5 protein-coding genes are annotated in these 19,641 nt (G+C 72.0%); all 5 read left to right on the top strand.

Annotation, left to right across the window (positions count from 1 at the left end; genetic code table 11):
- Positions 1–1,842, top strand: coding sequence for an asparagine synthase (glutamine-hydrolyzing) (gene asnB, locus HNR67_RS21870; protein ID WP_185004106.1), 1,842 nt, complete (start codon positions 1–3; stop codon positions 1,840–1,842).
- A 10-nt stretch (positions 1,843–1,852) separates the two neighbouring features.
- Entirely contained in the window at positions 1,853–3,055 is a 1,203-nt protein-coding gene (locus tag HNR67_RS21865; protein WP_185004105.1) for a cytochrome P450 family protein, read from the top strand.
- Positions 3,055–4,230, top strand: coding sequence for a cytochrome P450 (locus tag HNR67_RS21860; RefSeq protein WP_185004104.1), 1,176 nt, complete (start codon positions 3,055–3,057; stop codon positions 4,228–4,230). Before HNR67_RS21865 ends, HNR67_RS21860 begins: the two co-directional genes overlap by 1 nt.
- A 17-nt stretch (positions 4,231–4,247) precedes the next feature.
- Positions 4,248–10,580 carry a non-ribosomal peptide synthetase gene (locus HNR67_RS21855; protein ID WP_185004103.1) on the top strand — a complete coding sequence of 2,111 codons (6,333 nt, stop codon included), beginning with the start codon at positions 4,248–4,250 and terminating at the stop codon, positions 10,578–10,580.
- A 226-nt stretch (positions 10,581–10,806) separates the two neighbouring features.
- Entirely contained in the window at positions 10,807–19,629 is an 8,823-nt protein-coding gene (locus HNR67_RS21850; protein WP_185004102.1) for a LamG-like jellyroll fold domain-containing protein, read from the top strand.
- Positions 19,630–19,641 lie beyond the last annotated feature (12 nt).

Genomic DNA, 19,641 nt, shown 5'->3' with positions numbered 1-19,641 from the left:
ATGTGCGGCATCACCGGCTGGGTCGCCTTCGAGGCCGACCTGACCACCCAGCGGCCGATCGTCGAGGCGATGACCGCCACCATGGCCGAGCGCGGCCCGGACGAGAGCGGCGTGTGGCTGGACCGGCACGTGGCCCTGGGACACCGGCGGCTGGCCGTGATCGACCTGCCCGGCGGCCGCCAGCCCATGCGCGCGGACACCCCGGCCGGACCGGTCGTGCTGGTCTACTCCGGCGAGGTCTACAACTTCACCGAACTGCGCACCCAGCTCACCGGCCTCGGCCACCACTTCCGCACCGGCAGCGACACCGAGGTGGTGCTGCGCGGCTACCTGGAATGGGGCGAGCAGCTCGCCGAACGCCTCAACGGCATGTACGCCTTCGCCATCTGGGACGGCCGCGAGCAGAAGCTGGTGCTGATCCGGGACCGGATGGGCGTCAAACCGCTGTACCTGCACCGCACCCCCGACGGTGTGCTGTTCGGCTCCGAACCCAAGGCGGTGCTGGCCAATCCGCGCTTCCGCAGGCGGGTGGACACCGGCTGCCTGCGTGAGCTGGTCGGCTTCACCAAGGCCCCCGGCTGGGCGCTGTGGCGCGATCTGCACGAGGTCGAACCGGGCACCGTGGTCACCGTGGACGCCGCCGGTCTGCGTGAGCGCACCTACTGGCGGCTGGAAACCCTCGAGCACACCGACGATCCGCGGACCAGCGTCGCCAGGGTCAGCGAGCTGCTCACCGATGTGGTGGCTCGCCAGGTGGTCGCCGACGTGCCGCGCTGCGTGCTGCTCTCCGGCGGCCTGGACTCCTGCGCGGTCACCGCACTGGCCGCGAACGAACTCAGCGCGTCGGGGGAGAAACTGCGCTCCTTCGCGGTGGACTTCGCCGGGTACGAGGAGAACTTCCGCCCCGACGAACTGCGCGAGACCCCGGATTCCCCGTTCGTGCGCGAGGTTTCCGCGCACGTGGGCACCGAACACCAGAACGTGGTGCTCGACTCGCGGGCGCTGATGGACCCGGCCCTGCGCCGGGCGGTGGTCGCGGCCAGGGACATGCCGATCGGCCTCGGCGACATCGACAGCTCGATGCTGTTGCTGTTCCGGGCCATCCGCCGGGAATCCACGGTCGCGCTCTCCGGTGAGTTCGCCGACGAACTGTTCGGCGGCTACGCCTGGTTCCACCACCCGGCCGCCCGCGACGCCGACACCTTCCCGTGGCTGGCCTTCCAGAACACCTACACCGCCGACCGCACCACCCCGCTGCGCCCGGAACTGCGGGCAGCACTGGACATCGGCGGTTACGTCGCCGACGAGTACGCCACCGCGGTGGCCAAGGTCGAACACCTCGACGGCGAGGACGCCTTCGCCCGCCGGATGCGCACCAGCAGCCACCTGCACATCACCCGCCTGGTCCGGGCCATGCTGGACCGCAAGGACCGGATGTCCATGGCCGTGGGCCTGGAAGTCCGGGTGCCTTTCGCCGATCACCGGCTGGTCGAGTACGTCTACAACACGCCCTGGTCGCTCAAGACCGCGGACGGCCGGGAGAAGGGCCTGCTGCGTCAGGCCGTCGCCCACCTGCTGCCGCGGTCGGTGGTGGAGCGGGTGAAGAGCCCGTATCCGTCCACACAGGACACCGGCTACGCGCTCGCGTTGCAGGAACAGGCCCGCGAGGTGCTCGCCGAGACCGACAGCCCGGTGTTCGCGGTGTTCGACCGGGCCTGGCTGCACCAGGTCGCCACCGGAGCGGCCGAGGCGGTCACCGGCGGCGTGCGCACCGGCGTGGAACGCGCCCTGGACTTCCACCACTGGGCCGATCTGTACCGGCCCGAACTAGACCTGGTCTGAGGAGAACTCGATGCTCGACATGAGGGATGCCCTGCTGCTCGGCGAGGAGTTCATCCAGGACTCCCACACCGTCGCCGCCGGCATGCGCGAGACCACCCCGGTGCGATTCGCCGTGCTGCCGGGCGGTTTCCCGGTGTGGCTGGTGACCGGGTACGCCGAGGCCCGCGCGGTGATGACCGACGCCCGGTTCAGCAGCCACCGCGTCTACGACCGCCTGGAACGGCTGCGGATCGGCCCGGACGCGGAGAGTTCCTTCTCCGACGACCTGGTGATGAACTTGCTCAACCTGGACCCGCCGGATCACACCCGGCTGCGCAAGCTGGTGGCCAAGGCGTTCACCACCCGCTCGGTGGAGCCGATGCGCGAACGCATCGAGCAGATCACCGACGAACTCCTGGATGCCATGGCTGGCAAGGACTCGGTGGAGTTCCTGGCCGATTTCGCCTACCCGCTGCCGATCCAGGTCATCTGCGAACTGCTCGGCGTGCCCTTCGCCGACCGCGATGACTTCGTGGACTGGTCACGCACCATGGTCGCGGCCACCACCCCGGAGGAGATCGGCGCGGCCTCCATGCGGATGGCCGCCTACCTCGGCGACCTGGTCGAGGCCAAACGGGCCGGGCCGACCGAGGACCTGCTCTCGGAACTGGTGCACGTCAGCGAGGACGGCGACCGGCTCTCCCGCCGCGAGCTGATCGCCACCGCCGTCGTGCTGCTCACCGGCGGCTTCGAGACCACGGTCAACCTGCTCTCCAGCGGGATGCTCGCCCTGCTGCGCCACCCCGACCAGCTCGCCCTGCTGCGCGCGGACCGCTCGCTGCTGCGCAACGCGGTCGAGGAGTTCCTGCGCTATGAGACCCCGAACAACCTGTCCTCGCCGCGCTACACCACCGAGGACGTCGAACTCGGCGGCGTGCGCATCCCCGAGGGGCACTTCGTGATGGTGTCCTGGCTGGCAGCCAACCGCAGCGACCGCTTCGCCGAACCCGACCGCCTGGACATCACCAGGGCGGCAGGCGGGCACCTGGCCTTCGGGCACGGCATGCACTACTGCGTTGGCGCGCCACTGGCCCGACTGGAAGGCGAGATCGCCTTCGGCCGACTGCTGGACCGCTTCACCGAGATCGAGCTGGTGTCCACTGTGGACGAGTTGCGCTGGCGGCACAGCACCGCCATGCACGGCCTGGAGACCCTGACGCTGAGGCTGCGCTGATGTCGGCGGAGCGACCGTACCCGTTCAACCACCCGGAAAGCCTTGCCCTGGCGCAGGAATATGCCGAGATCCGGCAGTGTCCCGGCCTGACCAGGGTGCGCCTGCCCTACGGTGAACCGGCCTGGCTGGTCACCCGGCATGAGGAAGCCCGCGCGGTGCTGGCCGATCCCCGGTTCAGCCGCGCCGAGGCCAGCAGGCGGGACGCGCCGCGCACCACGCCGGTGAGTCCGATCGGCATCGTGGCCATGGACCCGCCAGAGCACACCCGGCTGCGCAAGGTGGTCGCCCAGGCGTTCACCGGCAGGCGCGCCGAGGCCCTGCGGCCGTTCGTGCGCGCACAGGCCGAGCAGGCGGTACAGGCGTTGCGGGCACACGGTGGTCCGGCCGACCTGGTCGAGCACGTCGCGCTGCCGGTGCCGATCCAGGTGATCTGCGAGCTGCTCGGCGTGCCGGTGGCCGACCGGGACCGGTTCCGGGCCTGGAGCGAGGTGGTGCTCTCCACCAGTGGCAGCACCCCCGAGCAGTTCGGCCAGGCCACCGGGGCGCTGATGGCCTATATGGGCGGGCTGCTCACGCTGCGGCGCACCGACCCGGCCGATGACCTGCTCAGCGCACTGGCCGAGGCGGGCGCCGACGGCGAGCGACTGTCCGAAGTGGAGCTGGTGCAGCTGTGCATCGCGCTGCTGCTCGGCGGTTACGAGACCACCGCCACCGAACTGGCCAACTTCGCGCACACCCTGCTCACCACCCCCGGCGCCTACGCCCGGCTGTGCGCCGAACCGGAGTCGATCGCCGAGGCGGTGGAGGAACTGCTGCGGGTGGTGGCCATGCCCTCGGCCGCGGCCATGCCCCGCTACGCCCGCACCGACCTGGACATCGGCGACCAGCACATCTGCCGCGGCGAGGCGGTGCTGGTGGCCCTCAGCGCCGCCAACCACGACCCGGCGCGCTACCCCGATCCCGACGAACTCGACCTGAACCGCCCGCCCCGGCAGCACCTGGCCTTCGGGCACGGCAGCCACCACTGCGTTGGCGCCGCCCTGGCCCGCGTGCAACTCCAGGAAACACTGCGCGCGCTGACCCGGTCGCTGCCGGGCCTGCGCCTGGCAGGCGAGGTCAGCTGGAAGCCCGCCGCGTTCCTGCGCGGTCCGCGCGTGCTGCCGGTGGCCTGGTGAACGAGAGAGGAAACCCCGTGTTCCACCCGACCGACCCCGCTGCGCTGACCAAGCTGCTGGCGAGCACCCTCGACCTGCCCGAGCAGCAGATCGGCCCCGAGGACAACCTCATCGAACTCGGCCTGGACTCCATCACCATGATGCGCCTGGCCGGAGCGTGGCGGAAAGCCGGACTGCGTATCGCTTTCGGTGACCTGGTCGCCGATCCGCGACCGGCCGCCTGGCAGGCCCTGCTCACCGCGGCCGAGGCCCCCGCGGTGGTGGCCGCGCCGGTGCTCGCCGAGATCGACGAGAGCGCGCCGTTCCCACTGGCGTTGATGCAGCACGCCTACTGGGTGGGCCGCCAGCCAGGCCAGCGGCTCGGTGACGTGGCCGCGCACTTCTACCACGAGTTCGACGGCGAGGGGATCGACCCGGAGCGGCTGGAATCCGCGGTGCGCCAGGTGATCGAGCGGCACGGCATGCTGCGGGTGCGCATCGGCGATGACGGCACCCAGCACGTCGGCGCGTCCCGCTGGCCCGGCCTGACCGTGCACCGCGACCCCGACCTGGCCGCGTTGCGCGAGCGGTTGTCCCACCGCGCCATGGACATCGCCGCCGGCGAGGTCTTCGACGTGCGACTCTCCCTGCTGCCGGAGGGCCGCACCCGGGTGCACGTCAACCTGGACATGGTGGCCGCGGACGCGCTCAGCCTGCGGGTGCTGCTGGCCGACCTGGCCACCGCCTACGCCGGAAACCCGTTGCCGCCCTTGGCCTACAGCTTCCCCCGCTACCTCGCCGACCGGCAGGCCGAACCCACCGCCGCCGACCTGGCGTACTGGCGGGATCGCCTGCCCGAACTGCCCGGCGCACCACGGCTGCCCACCACCGGCGGCGGCGTCCCCGTGGTGCAGCGCAGGCACCGCTGGCTGGACCCCGCCGAAGTCCGCGCGCTGACCACCCACGCCCAGCGGCACGGCCTGACCCCGGCAATGGCCCTGGCCGCGGTGTTCGCCGAGACCCTGACCGGGTGGAGCGCCGACCCGCGATTCCTGCTGAACCTGCCACTGTTCGACCGCGAACCCCTGCACCCCGACGTGGACGCCCTGGTCGGCGACTTCACCTCCTCGGTGCTCCTGGAATGGGACGGCGGCCTGCCCGGTGGCTTCGCCGAGCGTGCCGCCCGGTTGCAGCAACGCTTCCACGCCGATGTCGCGCACACCGCGCACTCCGGCGTCGACGTGCTGCGCGACCTGTCCCGCCTGCACGGCGAACAGGTGCTCGCCCCCGTGGTCTACACCAGCGCGCTCGGCCTGGGCGAGCTGTTCTCACACCAGGTCAGGGACACCTTCGGCGAGGCCGCCTGGATCATCTCCCAGGGCCCGCAGGTGTGGCTGGACGCCCAGGTCACCGAACTCAACGACGGCCTGCTGGTCAACTGGGACATCCGCGAGGACGCCTTCACCCCCGGCGTGCCCGAAGCGATGTTCACCGCCTACTGCGGCCTGCTGGACCGCCTGCTCAGCACCGCCGAGGCCTGGACCACCGAGGTCGGCCCACTGCTGCCCGCCATCCAGACCGAGATCCGCGACCGGGTCAACGCCACCGACGTACCCCGCCAGCCCCAGGCCCTGCACGAGCAGTTCTTCGCCCAGGCCAAGGAAACCCCGGATGCGCCCGCCCTGCTGTGCGGCCAGGAAGTCCTGAGTTACGGCGAACTCGCCACTGCCGCACTCCGGGTCGCGGGCCACCTGCGTGCCCAAGGCGCGGCCGGACTGGTCGCGGTCTCCCTGCCCAAGGGGCCAGAGCAGGTGGTGGCGGTGCTCGGTGTGCTTGCCGCCGGGGCCGCCTACCTGCCACTGGCCGTGGACGCGCCGCCGGTGCGCCGGGAGCGCATCCTGCGTGCCGCGGGCGTGACACACGTGGTCGACAGCATCGAGGTCACCGCGGAACCGTTGCCGGAACCCGTGTTCGCCGACGACCTGGCCTACGTGATCTTCACCTCCGGCTCCACCGGGGAGCCCAAGGGCGTGGAGATCAGCCACGCCGCCGCGGTCAACACCATCGCGGATCTCAACGCCCGCTTCAAGATCGGCGCATCCGACCGCACGCTTGCCTTGTCCGCACTGGAATTCGACCTGTCCGTCTACGACATCTTCGGCCCGCTCTCCGTCGGCGGCGCGGTGGTGTGCGTGCGTGAGCAGGGCCACCGGGACGCCTCCGCCTGGGTGCGAGAACTGTTGCAGCACAACGCCACCGTGCTCAACTGCGTGCCCGCCCTGCTGGACATGGTCCTCACCGCCGCCGACACCGCGCTCCCGCTGCGCACCGTCATCCTCGGCGGCGATTGGGTCACCGTGGACCTGCCCGCCCGCCTGGCCGCCCTCGCCCCCGGCGCGCGCTTCGCCGGACTGGGCGGCACTACCGAGACCGCCATCCACTCCACCGTCTGCGAGGTCACCGCGGTCGATCCACAGTGGACCTCGGTGCCCTACGGCACACCACTGGACAACGTCCGATGTCGAGTGGTCGACGCCCTGGGCCGGGACTGCCCGGACTGGGTGCCCGGCGACCTGTGGATCGGCGGCGCCGGTGTCGCACTGGGCTACCGCAACGATCCGGCCCGCAGCGCGGATCGCTTCGTCGCACACGACGGCCGCCGCTGGTACCGCACCGGCGACCTGGCCCGCTACCGCGACGGCGGCGTGCTGGAGTTCCTCGGCCGGGCCGACCACCAGGTGAAGCTGCGCGGCCACCGGGTCGAACTCGGCGAGGTCGAGGCCGCGCTCACCGACCACCCGGCGGTCAGCGCCGCGGTGGCCACCGTGCTGGACCGCCGGGTACTGGCCGCCGCGGTCACCGGCGAGGTCGACGAGACCGAACTGCTGGCCTTCGTCACCGACCGGCTGCCCACCGCCATGGTGCCCGGCGTGCTGCTCACCCTGCCCGCCTTCCCCCTGACCACCAACGGCAAGGTCAACCGCCCGGCCCTGCGCACCCTCTTGGAAGAACGCGACGCCGGGTCCGCACAGGTGATCACCTTGCCCAGCACCAAAACCGAGGTGCTGGTCGCACAGATCTGGCAGGAACTCCTCGGTGTGTCGGCGGTCGGCCGTGAACACGACTTCTTCACCCTCGGCGGCGACTCCCTCCTGGCCACCCGCCTGATCGGCAAACTGCGCGCCGAGGGACTGGCGGGCGCGGCGCTGTCCGACCTGTTCGCCAACCCGGTCCTGTCCGCCTTCGCCACCACCCTCACCGCGGGCGAAGGTGGCCCCGCACAACTGGAACTCGTCGCCGACCCCGACCACCAGTTCGACCCGTTCCAGCCCACCGACGTGCAACGCGCCTACTGGCTGGGCCGCTCCACCGAGTTCACCCTCGGCGGCGTCGGCTGCCACTTCTACCGCGAGTACGACGTGGCCGAACTGGACCTGACCCGGCTGGAAGCCGCGGTCAACCAGCTCATCGCCCGGCACGGCATGCTGCGCGCGGTCTTCGACGACCGCGGTGACCAGCGCGTGCTGCCCGAGGTCCCGCACTTCACCGTCGAGGTCGCGGAAAACCCGGAGCAGCTCCGGGAAGCCTTGTCGCACCACGTGTTCGACCCGGCGGAGTGGCCGCTGTTCCGCATCGCGGTGGCCCCCAACGGATCCAGCACCCGGCTGGCCATCGGCATCGACAACCTCATCGCGGACGCGCTGAGCGTGCTCATCGTCTACACCGAACTCGCCGCCCTGCACGATCACGCCGACACCGAACTCCCGCCGATCGACCTGTCTTTCCGGGACTACGTCAGCAGCCTGCCCGCCGAACCCGCCGCCGCCTCCACCGCCTACTGGTCCACCCGCCTGGACACCCTGCCACCCGGCCCCGCCCTGCCACTGGCCATCGACCCGGCCGAGATCGCCGAACCCCGGTTCACCCGGCGGGCCACCGTGCTCGATCCCGTGCGCTGGCAACGGGTTCTGCAGCTGTCCCGCGAGTACGGCAGCACCCCGTCCTCGGTGCTGCTCACCGCTTTCGCCGAGGTGCTCAGCGCGTTCAGTGCCCGCCCCGACCTCACCCTGAACCTGACCCTGTTCGACCGCCGCGAGGTGCACCCGCACGTGGCCAGGGTGCTCGGCGACTTCACCTCGCTGCTGCTGGTCGGCTACCAGCCCCAGCCCGGCGAGTCGTGGCTGGACCGGGTGCGCGCGGTGCAGGCCGACCTGTGGCGCGCACTGGACCACCGCGAGGTCTCCGCCATCCAGGTGCTGCGCGAACGCAGCAGGCGCACCGGCGAGGCCGAGGTGACCATGCCGGTGGTGTTCACCAGCGCCCTCGGCCTGCCCACCGCCGCCCCCGCCGGCGAGGGCCTGCTGGCCAACCCGGTCTGGGGTGTCTCGCAGACCCCGCAGGTGTGGCTGGACCATCAGGTGGTGGAACGACATGGCCAGGACGGCATCGCGGTCGAACTGAACTGGGACGCCGTCGAGGACCTGTTCCCGGCCGGACTCCTGGACGCCATGTTCGAGTCCTACCTGCGCCTGGTCGACTGGCTCTGCACCGAGGACTGGACCGGCCCCGTCCCCGCCGCACTGCCCGCCCCGCAACAGGAAACCCGATCCGAGGTCAACGCCACCGAAGAAGCCCAGCAGGAAACCCTGCTGCACAACGGTTTCTTCACCCAGGCCGCCCGCCGCCCGGACGCGGTCGCGCTGATCGCGGGCCCGGACCGGGTGACCTACGGCGACCTCGCCGACCGCGCCCTGCGGGTGGCCGGACTGCTCGCCGAACACGGCGTCACCCCCGGCGAACCCGTTGTGCTGCACCTGCCCAAGGGCATCGACCAGATCGCCGCCGTGCTCGGCGTGCACGCCGCGGGCGGCGCCTACGTCCCGGTCGGCGTCGACCAGCCAGCCGTGCGCCGGGACAGGATCATCACCACCTCCGGTGCCCGCCTGGCCCTCACCGACGACCTGGCCCGCGGCCTGCCCGGCACCGTGCTCACCATCGCCGACGCGCACAACCACACCCCGGCCACCCAGCTGTCCACTGTGGACGGCGAAACGCTGGCCTACGTGATCTTCACCTCCGGCTCCACCGGTGAGCCCAAGGGCGTGGAGATCACCCACCGGGCCGCGGTGAACACCGTGGAGGACATCAACACCCGCTTCGGTGTCACCGCCGCGGACCGGGTGCTCGCGGTCTCCGCGCTCGACTTCGACCTCTCCGTCTACGACGTCTTCGGCCTGCTGTCCGCGGGCGGGGCACTCGTGCTCCTCGGTGAGGAGGAACGGCGGGACGCCCGGCGCTGGGCCCAACTGGTCCGCGAACACGGTGTCACGGTGTGGAACACGGTGCCCACCCTGCTGGACATGCTCCTGGTGGTCGCCGAGAACGGCCTGCCGCCGGAAAGCCTGCGGCTGGCCCTGGTCTCCGGTGACTGGGTCGGCCTCGACCTGCCCGGCCGCCTGGCCGCCACCGCCCCGGCCGCCCTGCTGGTCGCCCTCGGCGGCGCCACCGAGGCCGCCATCTGGTCCAACGCCCTGGAGGTCCGCGAGGTCGACCCGGCCTGGCGCTCGGTGCCCTACGGCTACCCGCTGCGCAACCAGCGCTACCGGGTGGTGGACGCCTTCGGCCGGGACTGCCCGGACTGGGTGCCCGGCGAACTGTGGATCGGCGGCGCGGGCGTTGCCCTGGGCTACCGCGGCGCACCGGAACTGACCGCCCGGTCGTTCGTGCACACCCCCGACGGCCGCTGGTACCGCACCGGCGACCTCGGCCGCTACCAGCCCGGCGGCCTGCTGGAGTTCCTGGGCCGCACCGACCAGCAGATCAAGGTGCGCGGCCACCGGGTCGAACTCGGCGAGATCGAGGCCGTGCTCGGCCAGCACGAGTCGGTCGAGCGCGCCGTGGTGGTCCAGGTCCGCGGCCGCCTCTGCGCCGCGATCGTGCCCACCGGCAAGATCGGGGAACGCACCCTGCTGGACTGGGCCGCGGCCCGGCTGCCCGGCCACATGGTGCCCGACTCGGTCACCGAGTTCGCGGAGTTCCCGCTCAGCGCCAACGGAAAGGTCGACCGGGCCACCATCGCCGCCCGCAGCGGCACCCGCGCGGAAACCGCGCAAACCCCCACCGGCCCGGTGGAGACCGCCATCGCCGAACTGTGGACCAGGGTCCTGGACGTCCCCCGGATCGGCCGCCAGGACAGCTTCTTCGCCCTGGGCGGCGACAGCGTGCGCGCCATCCGATTCATCGAACTGGCCCGCCAGGAACTCCGCCGCGACATCCCGCTGGCCCGCTTCTTCGCCGCCCCACTGCTGCACCTGGTCGCCGCCGCCGCGGTCCCGGCCGGTGCGGCGGAAGTGGAGGAAGGGGAAATCTGACCCTGCCGTCCCAGCACAGTTCTCGCAGGTAGCGGCGTTGTCCGGCGTTGTCGGCCGCCGGGCTCGCGGGTTGTCCGGTCTTCGATGTCCGGCCCCGCGAACCCGGCGGTGCACAACGCGGCGCTGATAGATCCCTCCCAGGCCGGTCCACTGGGGGATCCGCCCACTGGCGAGAAGAGGGCCGGCGCACCCGCGCGGCCCGGTGTGCGTGCGGGAGGGATCAACGGTGCCTGGGACCAGACGTGTCGTGGCGGGACTGCTCAGCCTGGCGCTGGTGGCGAGCACGCCCCAGGTCATCGCCCCACCACTCGCGGGGGCGGCCACCCTGCCCGAAGGCGCCGCCCGGCAGGCGCCCCAGCAGCGCTCCGGCAACCCGGACGGCCTGCCCGGCCGGGTCCCGGTGGAGCAGACCACCGCGAAGGGCGGTCCCGGACCCGCCGGGAGCCAACGTCCACCGGGCGCCGTGCCCGATCGGCCACCGCTGCCGGAACTACGCACCGAGCGGACCGGGCCGGAGCGGCGCACCGACATCAGGGTCACCCCGGTACCGGCCGCCGAGCGGGGTTTCACCGCCGCCAGCCGGGAACTGCCCGACCAGCGCACCGCCACCTCGACGGTCTTCCGCAACCCCGACGGCAGCCACACCCGCCGCCTGCACACCGAACCCGTGCACCTCCGGCAGGCCGACGGCAGCTGGACGCCACTGGACCTCACCCTGCGCCCCGGCGAGCGCCTCAGCCCGCGCACCGCCTCCTACGACACGAGTTTCGCCGGCTCCGGCGCGGACCAGCGGCTGGCCTCGATCGCGCTGAGCCGGGAGCACCAGATCGCCTTCGGCCTGCGCGGGGCAGGCTCCGCCGCACCCCGGGTGGACGGCGCGACCGCCACCTACCCGGGGGTGCGGCCGCACACCGACGTCGAACTGGCCGCCACCGCGGGCGGGGTGAAGGAGAACCTCCTCCTGCACTCCCGCGCGGCACCCACCAGCTTCGACTTCCCGTTGCACCTCAAGGGACTGCGCGCGGAACTGGACGGATCCCAGGTGCTGCTCAAGGACGGCGCGGGTGCGGTGCGCGCGCTCATCCCGCCGGGCTGGATGCGGGACGCGCGCGGCGTGGAATCCCACGACGTGCGCTACCTGCTGCACCAGGACGGCGGCACCCAGGTGCTGCGGGTGGAACTGGCCGCGGACTGGCTGGCCGCACCCGAACGCGCCTACCCGGTGCTGGCCGACCCGTCCGTGCAGATCACCGCGGCCACCGACGACACCTACGTGACCAAGGGCCGCAGCGCCAACAACTCCGCCGCCATCGACCTGCGCGCGGGCAACCAGGCCGGGGTCGGCGTGCACGCGGCGTTCCTGCACTTCCCCGACCTGGTCGGCAACCTGCGCAACCAGTACGTCAACGGCCTCGCGCTCAACCTGTACAACTCCGACTCCGGTTCCTGCACCCCGCGCCCGGTCGACGTCTACGCCGTCGGCGGCTCCTGGGACGGCGGGCAACTGCGCTCCTGGCCCGGCCCGCCGCTGGCCCAGCACCTGGCGCAGCGCGGCTTCGCGCACGGCAAGGCCGGCTGCCCGGCCGCGCGGGTGGACTTCGACCTCAACGCCGACCTGGCCACCGACTGGACGCACGGCGCGCCCTTCCACGGCCTGGCGGTGCGGGCCGCCGACGAGCGGGACACCGCCGCCTACAAGCAGTTCGGCTCGGCCAACGGTCCGGCCAACGCCAAACCGTTCCTGGACGTCACCTACGCGCCGCAGGGCGCCGACTACAAGGTCGAGGAGGTCGTGCTGCCGTTCAACAACCTCGACGGCAGCATCGCGGTGACCGTGCGCAACCGCGGCGCCGGGCACTGGGGCCCCGGCGGCGCGGTCAAGTTCGGCGTGCAACTGGTGCAGAACGGTCAGGTCAAGCAGGACACCAGGAACATCAGCCTGCCGCACGACGTGCCGCCGGGCGGCTCCGCGCTGGTCCGCGCCACACTGGCCAAGCAGCCGCCGGGTGACTACGCGGTGGTGCTCACCATGTACGACAACGGCGCCGACTTCCACACCGCGTACGGCGTGCCACGGGGCCAGTTCGGCCTGCAGATCAAGAACATCAAGCCGACCTCGGACAAGCAGCAACCCGGTTCCGGCGCACTGGTCGGCTCGCTGCGCCCCACCCTGCACGCCGAGGGCGTCGACCCGGACAACTGGCCCGCCAAGGGCCTGACCTACAACTACAAGGTCTGCGCCGGCACCCCGGAGCACCCGGTGGACTGCGTGGAATCCGGCTGGACCAACGCCACCTGGGCCCCACCGCCCGGCGCGCTGAAATGGAGCCGCGACTATTACTGGTGGGTGCAGGTGCACGACACCGCCGAGGCCGGGGCCTGGGTGGGGCCGCTGCTGCTGAGCACGCAGGTGCCGCAACCGCAGATCACCGCGCACCTGGGCGGCACACCGGACAGCCTCGCGCCAGGACTGGACCCGCAGGTCGGCAACTTCGGCCTGGCCAGCCGGGACGCCGAGGTCGCCACGGTCGGCCCCGACCTGGTGCTCACCCGCACCTACAACAGCCTGGACCCCAGGCCGCACAACGCTTTCGGCGAAGGCTGGGCGTCCAGGCTGGACATGGAACTGACCGCGGACGAGGACGGCTCGGGCAACGTGGTCGTCACCCTGGACTCGGGGCGGCAGATCCGGTTCGGCCGCAACCACGACGGCGGATTCGCCCCACCGGCGGGGCAGAACCTGACCCTGGTGCACGATCCGGTACGCGGCGAGTACACGCTGCGGGACCGCACGGCCACCCGGTGGACCTTCAACGCCTGGGGCCGGTTGCGCACGATCACCGACGGCAACGGGCTCACCGAGGAACTCCAGTACGACCAGGCAGGGCCGACCGGGAAACCGCACACCCTGCGCAACCTGGTCAGCGGCCGCACCCTGAGCATGACCTGGCTCAACGGACACGTCACCGCGGTCAGCACCGCCGCCCCCAGCGCCGGGGCGCAACCGCTGAGCTGGACCTATGAGTACCAGGGCGATCGGCTGGTCAAGGCCTGCGCGCCAGGGGCCGCGCCGAACTGCACCCGCTATGACCACCAGGGTGGTTCGCACTACCGCTCCACCGTCGCCGACGACAGCCCGCGCGGGTTCTGGCGACTGTCCGAAAAGGACGCTTCGGCCGGCGCGGCGAACGCGGTGGCCCGCCAGGCCGGTGCGGACAAGGGCGGCTACACCGGAGTGACCCTCGGCGCGGCCGGACCACTGGCCGGGACCGGGGACACCGCGGCGGCCTTCGACGGGGCCAACAGCCGGATCGTCCTGCCGGACAAGCTGGCCAGCCCCACCAGCACCCTGGCGGTGGAGCTGTGGTTCCGCACCACCAGGGACGGCGTGCTGCTCAACACCAGCGACCGGCCCTTCGGCAGCGCCGAGGTGCGCGCCTCCACCCCGATCCTCTACGTCGGCCAGGACGGTCACCTGCGCGGTGGTTTCTGGGTGCCGCAACCGGACGGGCCCCGGCAGGTCACCTCGGCCGCGCCGGTGGACGACGACAGGTGGCACCACGTGGTGCTCTCCGGATTCGTCAACTCCCAGACCCTCTACCTGGACGGGGTGCCGCAGGGCACCGTCACCGGGCTCATCGACCACGACGAGCAGCCGCACCTGACCGTCGGCGCCGGCCGCGGCAAGGGCTGGCCCTCAGCCGGGGAGGGCGAGTTCCACTTCAGCGGGTTCATCGACGAGGTGGCCCTCTACCAGCACGCCCTGGGCCACACCGCGATCCGGCGGCACCACGCCGCCGCGCGCCGGGCCGAACTGCTCACCAAGATCACCCTGCCCCAGGACGACCGGGTGCAGGCCCAGCTCACCTACGACGACGCGCAGGACCGGGTGGCCACCCTGACCGACCACAGCGGCAGGCAGTGGCGGCTGGACACCCCGGCCCGGCACGAGGCCACCAGGATGGTGGTGCTGCGCGGCCCCTACCCGGAGGCGACCTACACCTACGACGCCGACCGCGGTGGCCGCCCGGTCGCCGAAACCCAGGACGGCGGCACCCGCCGCTACGAGTACAACGCGATCGGCGCGCTGGCCGCGGTCACCGACGAGAACAACCACCGGATCAGCTTCACCACCGACGAACGCGGCAACGTGCTCTCCCGCACCAGCTGCCGCGACACCTCCTCCTGCCAGACCAGCCACGCCACCTACCACCCACCGCAGCCGGATCCCCTCGATCCGCGCAACGACCGGCGCACCAGCGATTCCGACGCCCGCTCCAGCGGCCCGGCCGACACCACCTACCGCACCAGCTACGGCTACGACGCCCTCGGCAGGCAGACCGAGGCGAAGTACCCGGCCCCGGCCGGATCGGCCGCGCCGACCGAGAAATGGGTGTACAGCAGGGGATCGGAGGCCGCGGTCGGCGGCGGCGTGGTCCCGGCCGGGCTGCTGATCGAGCACACCGGCAAGCGGCCGGGCCAGGTCACCCGCTACGGCTACCGCGCCAACGGCGACCTGGCCGAGGAAACCTCGCCGCTGGGTCTGCGCACCGGCTACGAACAGGACCTGATCGGCAGGCGGATCCAGGCCAGCACCAGCTTCGGCGCCACCGGCTACACCTACACCCCGCGCTCGGAACTGGCCACCGTCACCACCCCCGGCGTGCCCAACCCGCTGACCGGGAAAACACACACCCTGCAGGTGCGGCACAGCTACGACGGCAACGGCAACCAGACCCGGCACGAACTGCACGACCTGACCGGCGGCGACGCGGCCAGGGCCACCGGCTACGAATACGACCCGCAGGACCGCCCGGTCAAGGTCACTTTCCCGGACGGCACCACGGAAATCCGGGAGTACCGGGACGCGGGACGGCAGCTCGTGGTGCGCGACGCCGCGGGCACCATCGCCACCACCCACCTCGATCACCGGGCCCGGGTGCTGCGCCGCACCGTCTCCGGCATCGGCGCCGATCCGGCCAACCCCGGGGCCAACGCGGTGCTCACGGTCGAGGCCAACACCCACGACCCGGCTGGCAGGCTCGCGCTCAGCCGGGACGCGATGGGCCGGGAAACCAGCTACACCTACTTCGACGACGGGCTCCCGGCCACCGCCACCCGCCGCGGTGTGGTGCAGCCGGACGGCTCGACCCGCGAGGTCCGCCTGGAGAGCCGCGAGTACGACCCGGCGGGCAACCTGACCACCTTGGTCGGCGCGGGCGGCGTCACCACCACCGCGGCCTACGACCGGGCCGGGCTACCCGAGACGGTCACCTTCGACCCGGGGAAACTCAAGCGGGTCACCACTTTCCGCTACGACCCGGACGGTCAGGTCAGCAGCCGCGCCAGCACCGGACCGGTCGCCCCCGGCCGGGTCGAGACCACCAGCTTCGGCTACGACGCCGACGGCAACCAGCTGCGCGAGGAGGTCGCGCTCGGCTCCGGCGGCAGCCTGCTCACCACCGTGGTCCGCGATCCACGCGGCCTGGTGGTGGCCGAGGCCGACCGGGCGCGCCTGGTCACCAACACCACCCTGGACGCGCTCGGCCGCCCGGTCACCCGCACCAGCCCACAGGTGCAGGCCTGGACGGCCGGTCAGCCCGCACGGCAGGTCCGGCCGGAAACCACCGTGGGCCACAACGCCTTCGGCGAGATCACCGGAGCGCGGGACGCCAACGGCGCGGTCACCACCGTGGCCTATGACCGGATGGGCCGCCAGGAAACGCTCACCCGGCCCGGCTACACCCCGCCCGGTGGACAGCCGATCACCGCGACCACCCGCACCGGCTACGACGAGGTGGGCAACCCGAAGTCGGTGACCGATCCGCTGGACCGGGTCACCACCCGGACCTTCGACCCCTACGGCCGGGTGCGCACCGAAACCCGCCCGCCGGTGGACGGTCGGCCCAGCACCAGCACGAACTTCTACAACCGCAACGGCGAACTCGTCGGCCAGGCCGATCCGGCCGGTGGCAGCACCCAGGCCACCTACGACGAACTGGGCAGGCAGATCACCGCCACCCAGGTGGACCGGCACCCGCAACTGGCCTACTACGTCAGCAAAACCGCCTACGACGACGCGGGCAACCCGATCGCGAGCACCAACCCGGCCGGGCACACCAGCCGGACCGAGTTCAACGCCGCGGGCGAACCGGTCAAGGTCACCGACCCCACCGGGCGCGCCGGCGCCTTCGAGCACGACGACCTCGGCCGCCGGATCGGCCACACCGACCCGGCCGGGCTGACCCGCCGCACCGAACACGACCTCGCGGGCAGGCCCACCAGGATCAGCGACCACGCCGGCGGCAGGGAACTCCGGGCAGGCACGGCGACCTTCGACCCCAACGGCAACCTGGTGGAGACCCGCTCCGCCGAGGGACGGCTGCGCACCACCACCTACGACGCGCTCAACCGCCCGGTGCGCCAGCAGGAACGCGCCCGCGCCGACCACACCATCACCAGCGCCTTCGGCTACGACCCGGCAGGCAACCGGACCCGGCTCACCGACGGCCGCGGCAAGGTCACCGAGTACACCTTCACCCCATGGGGCCTGCCGGAATCAGTGCTCGAACCGGTCACCCCGGCCCACCCGGAACCAGCCCAGCGCACCTGGACCACCGCATACGACGCGGCTGGCCAGCCGGTGCGGGAAACCCGGCCGGGCAACGTGGTGATCACCGCCGAGTACGACGCCCAGGGCAGGCTGCGGGTGCAACGCGGCAGCGGGGCCGAGGTCGCCACCCCGGACAAGAAGTTCGACTACGACCCGGCCGGGAGACTGTCCACACAGGACACACCGAGCGGCCCGGCCAGCTACCGCTACGACGACCGCGGCAACCAGATCGAGAGCAAGGGCGGCAGCGGCGAGGCCGGGTTCAGCTATGACGCCGACAGCCGACTGAAGTCCAGAGTGGACAGTTCGGGCAGCTCGACCTTCGGCTACGACGGCGCTGGCCGCCTCACCTCGGCCACCACCGGCCTGACCGGCCGGGCCGTCGAGCACTCCTACGACCAGGCGGGCCGGTTGGCGCACACCGCCGAACGCGGCATGGAGCGCTTCGTCCGCCGGGTGCGCGGTTACGACAGTCTGGGCCGCCTCACCGGGGACCGGCTGACCGAGTTCGAACCCAGTGGCACGAGCGCGCTGGTGCTGCTGGGCACCGAATACGACTACGACAAGGACGACAACCTCACCGCGCGGAAGACCACCGACAACGGCGCCACCACCGCGAGCGGCTTCGGCTACGACGGCGCCAACCGGCTGACCTCCTGGACCCGCCAGGACGGCGTCAGCACCGCCTACGAGTGGGACGACGCTGGCAACCGCACCAAGGCGGGCAGCACCACCTACACCTACGACGACCGCAACCGCCTGCTCACCGACGGCACCACCAGCCGCACCTACACCCCCCGCGGCACCCTGGCCGCCACCACCGGGCCCACCGGTCGCGGCACCAGGTCCGACGCCTTCGAGCAGATCCGCGAATCCGGCGGCGTCCGCTACGGCTACGACAGCCTGGGCCGGATCGCCAGCCGCGACGGCAACACCTTCCGCTACGCCACCACCGACAACGACGTCGTGGCCGACGGCACCCGGCTGATCAGCCGCGGCCCGGACGGCGAACCCCTGGCGGACAAGGCGGTGGGCGCCACCGGCGAGGGCACCCTGCTCTACGCCGACCGGCACGGCGACGTCACCGGGTCCTACCGGGGCCTGGACGTGTTCGGGCAGCGCACCTTCGACCCGTTCGGCTCGGTGACCACGAGCCGGGGCGAGAAGCCCGCACTGGGGTACCAGGGTGAGTGGACCGAACCGGAAACGGGTTCGGTGAACATGCTGACCCGGTGGTACGAACCGGGAACGGGCGGGTTCAGCAGCCGGGACACCTGGACCCTGGACCCGCGGCCCTCGGTGAAGGCGAACCGGTACACCTACGGCGACGCCGCGCCGCTGGACAACACCGATCCCAGCGGACACCTCCTGCCCGTCGCCATCGGCGTCGTGGTCGGCGTCAGCGAAGGGTGGAGTGCCGCCGCGGCCCTCGCCGGGCTGGGGGCGGCCGCGGCCGCGTTGCTCGGCGGCCCGACCACATCGGTCTCCAAGTCAGGGAACAAGATCCAGCCCCGGCCTCGGGGGCACGTGCCCCCCAGGCCCGGGTCGGGCGGGTACGTGCCACCAGGTCCGGGAGCCGGTGTCACACCCGGCCCCGGCGGCACACCCGGTCCGGGCGGCGTCAGGACCACGCCCCGCCCTCGGGTCACCCCTCCCCCGCCCCCACCGCCGTTGTGGCTGCTGAACCTGGTGCGCGCGCCGAAGCCGCCCAAGCCCGGCTCGACCACCACACCGCGCCCGCCGACCAACATCCCGGTGGACACCACCACGGACTTCATCGACCCGTCCAACAGCCTCATCGAGGCCGCCACCGCGGTCACGGCCGCACTCGGCATGGAGTACCTCAACGACATGCTGGACGGCCCGCCAGCCGGTCTGCAGCGCGGCCCGGAGGTGGACGAGGACCTCGTCGAGGACGTCAGGGAACGCGCGGAGTCCTGCGTCGACGGGGTGCCGACGATGGCCGCGGACACCCCGCGCTACCTGGAACTGGACCAGGCCAACGGCGGTAGGGCCCAGGGCGCGTTCGTGTGCGTGGAGACGCTGTGGAACAAGCGGAACTTCCCAGGGACCTTCAGGCGCCACGACCCCCTGCCCGCACACACCCCGCCCGGCTTCGACCGCGGACTGGACCACCACCGGGGGCACCTGGTGGCCAGTGAGTTCCACGGCGAAGGGATCAGGAGAAACCTGGTTCCGCTGGTGGGGACGGCGAACACCAACCAGATGCGGCAGAACTTCGAGCGGTGCGTCGCCACCCAGGTCGACAAGCAGCGAGAGCGGATCTTCGTCGCGTCCATCCCCAACTACGACGGCGGTGACCCGGTGCCCAAGTCGGTGAGCCTCGTCGCGGTGGGGCACCGCGGCTACACCCGGGCGATCACCGTGGAGAACCGTGGCTACGCCCCCTTGGGCCCCGGCAACAACTGCAAGTGACCTGGAATGAGG

The organism is Crossiella cryophila (assembly GCF_014204915.1).
Lineage (GTDB): Bacteria > Actinomycetota > Actinomycetes > Mycobacteriales > Pseudonocardiaceae > Crossiella > Crossiella cryophila.
The sequence above is the reverse complement of the archived record's forward strand: the minus strand, read 5'-3'. Positions and strand labels throughout refer to the sequence as shown.

What these genes read in the sequence shown, in the direction of transcription:
- asnB (WP_185004106.1), top strand. Translation starts at nt 1, where the DNA reads ATGTGCGGCATCACCGGCTGGGTCGCCTTCGAGGCCGACCTGACCACC.
- HNR67_RS21865 (WP_185004105.1), top strand. Translation starts at nt 1,853, where the DNA reads ATGCTCGACATGAGGGATGCCCTGCTGCTCGGCGAGGAGTTCATCCAG.
- HNR67_RS21860 (WP_185004104.1), top strand. Translation starts at nt 3,055, where the DNA reads ATGTCGGCGGAGCGACCGTACCCGTTCAACCACCCGGAAAGCCTTGCC.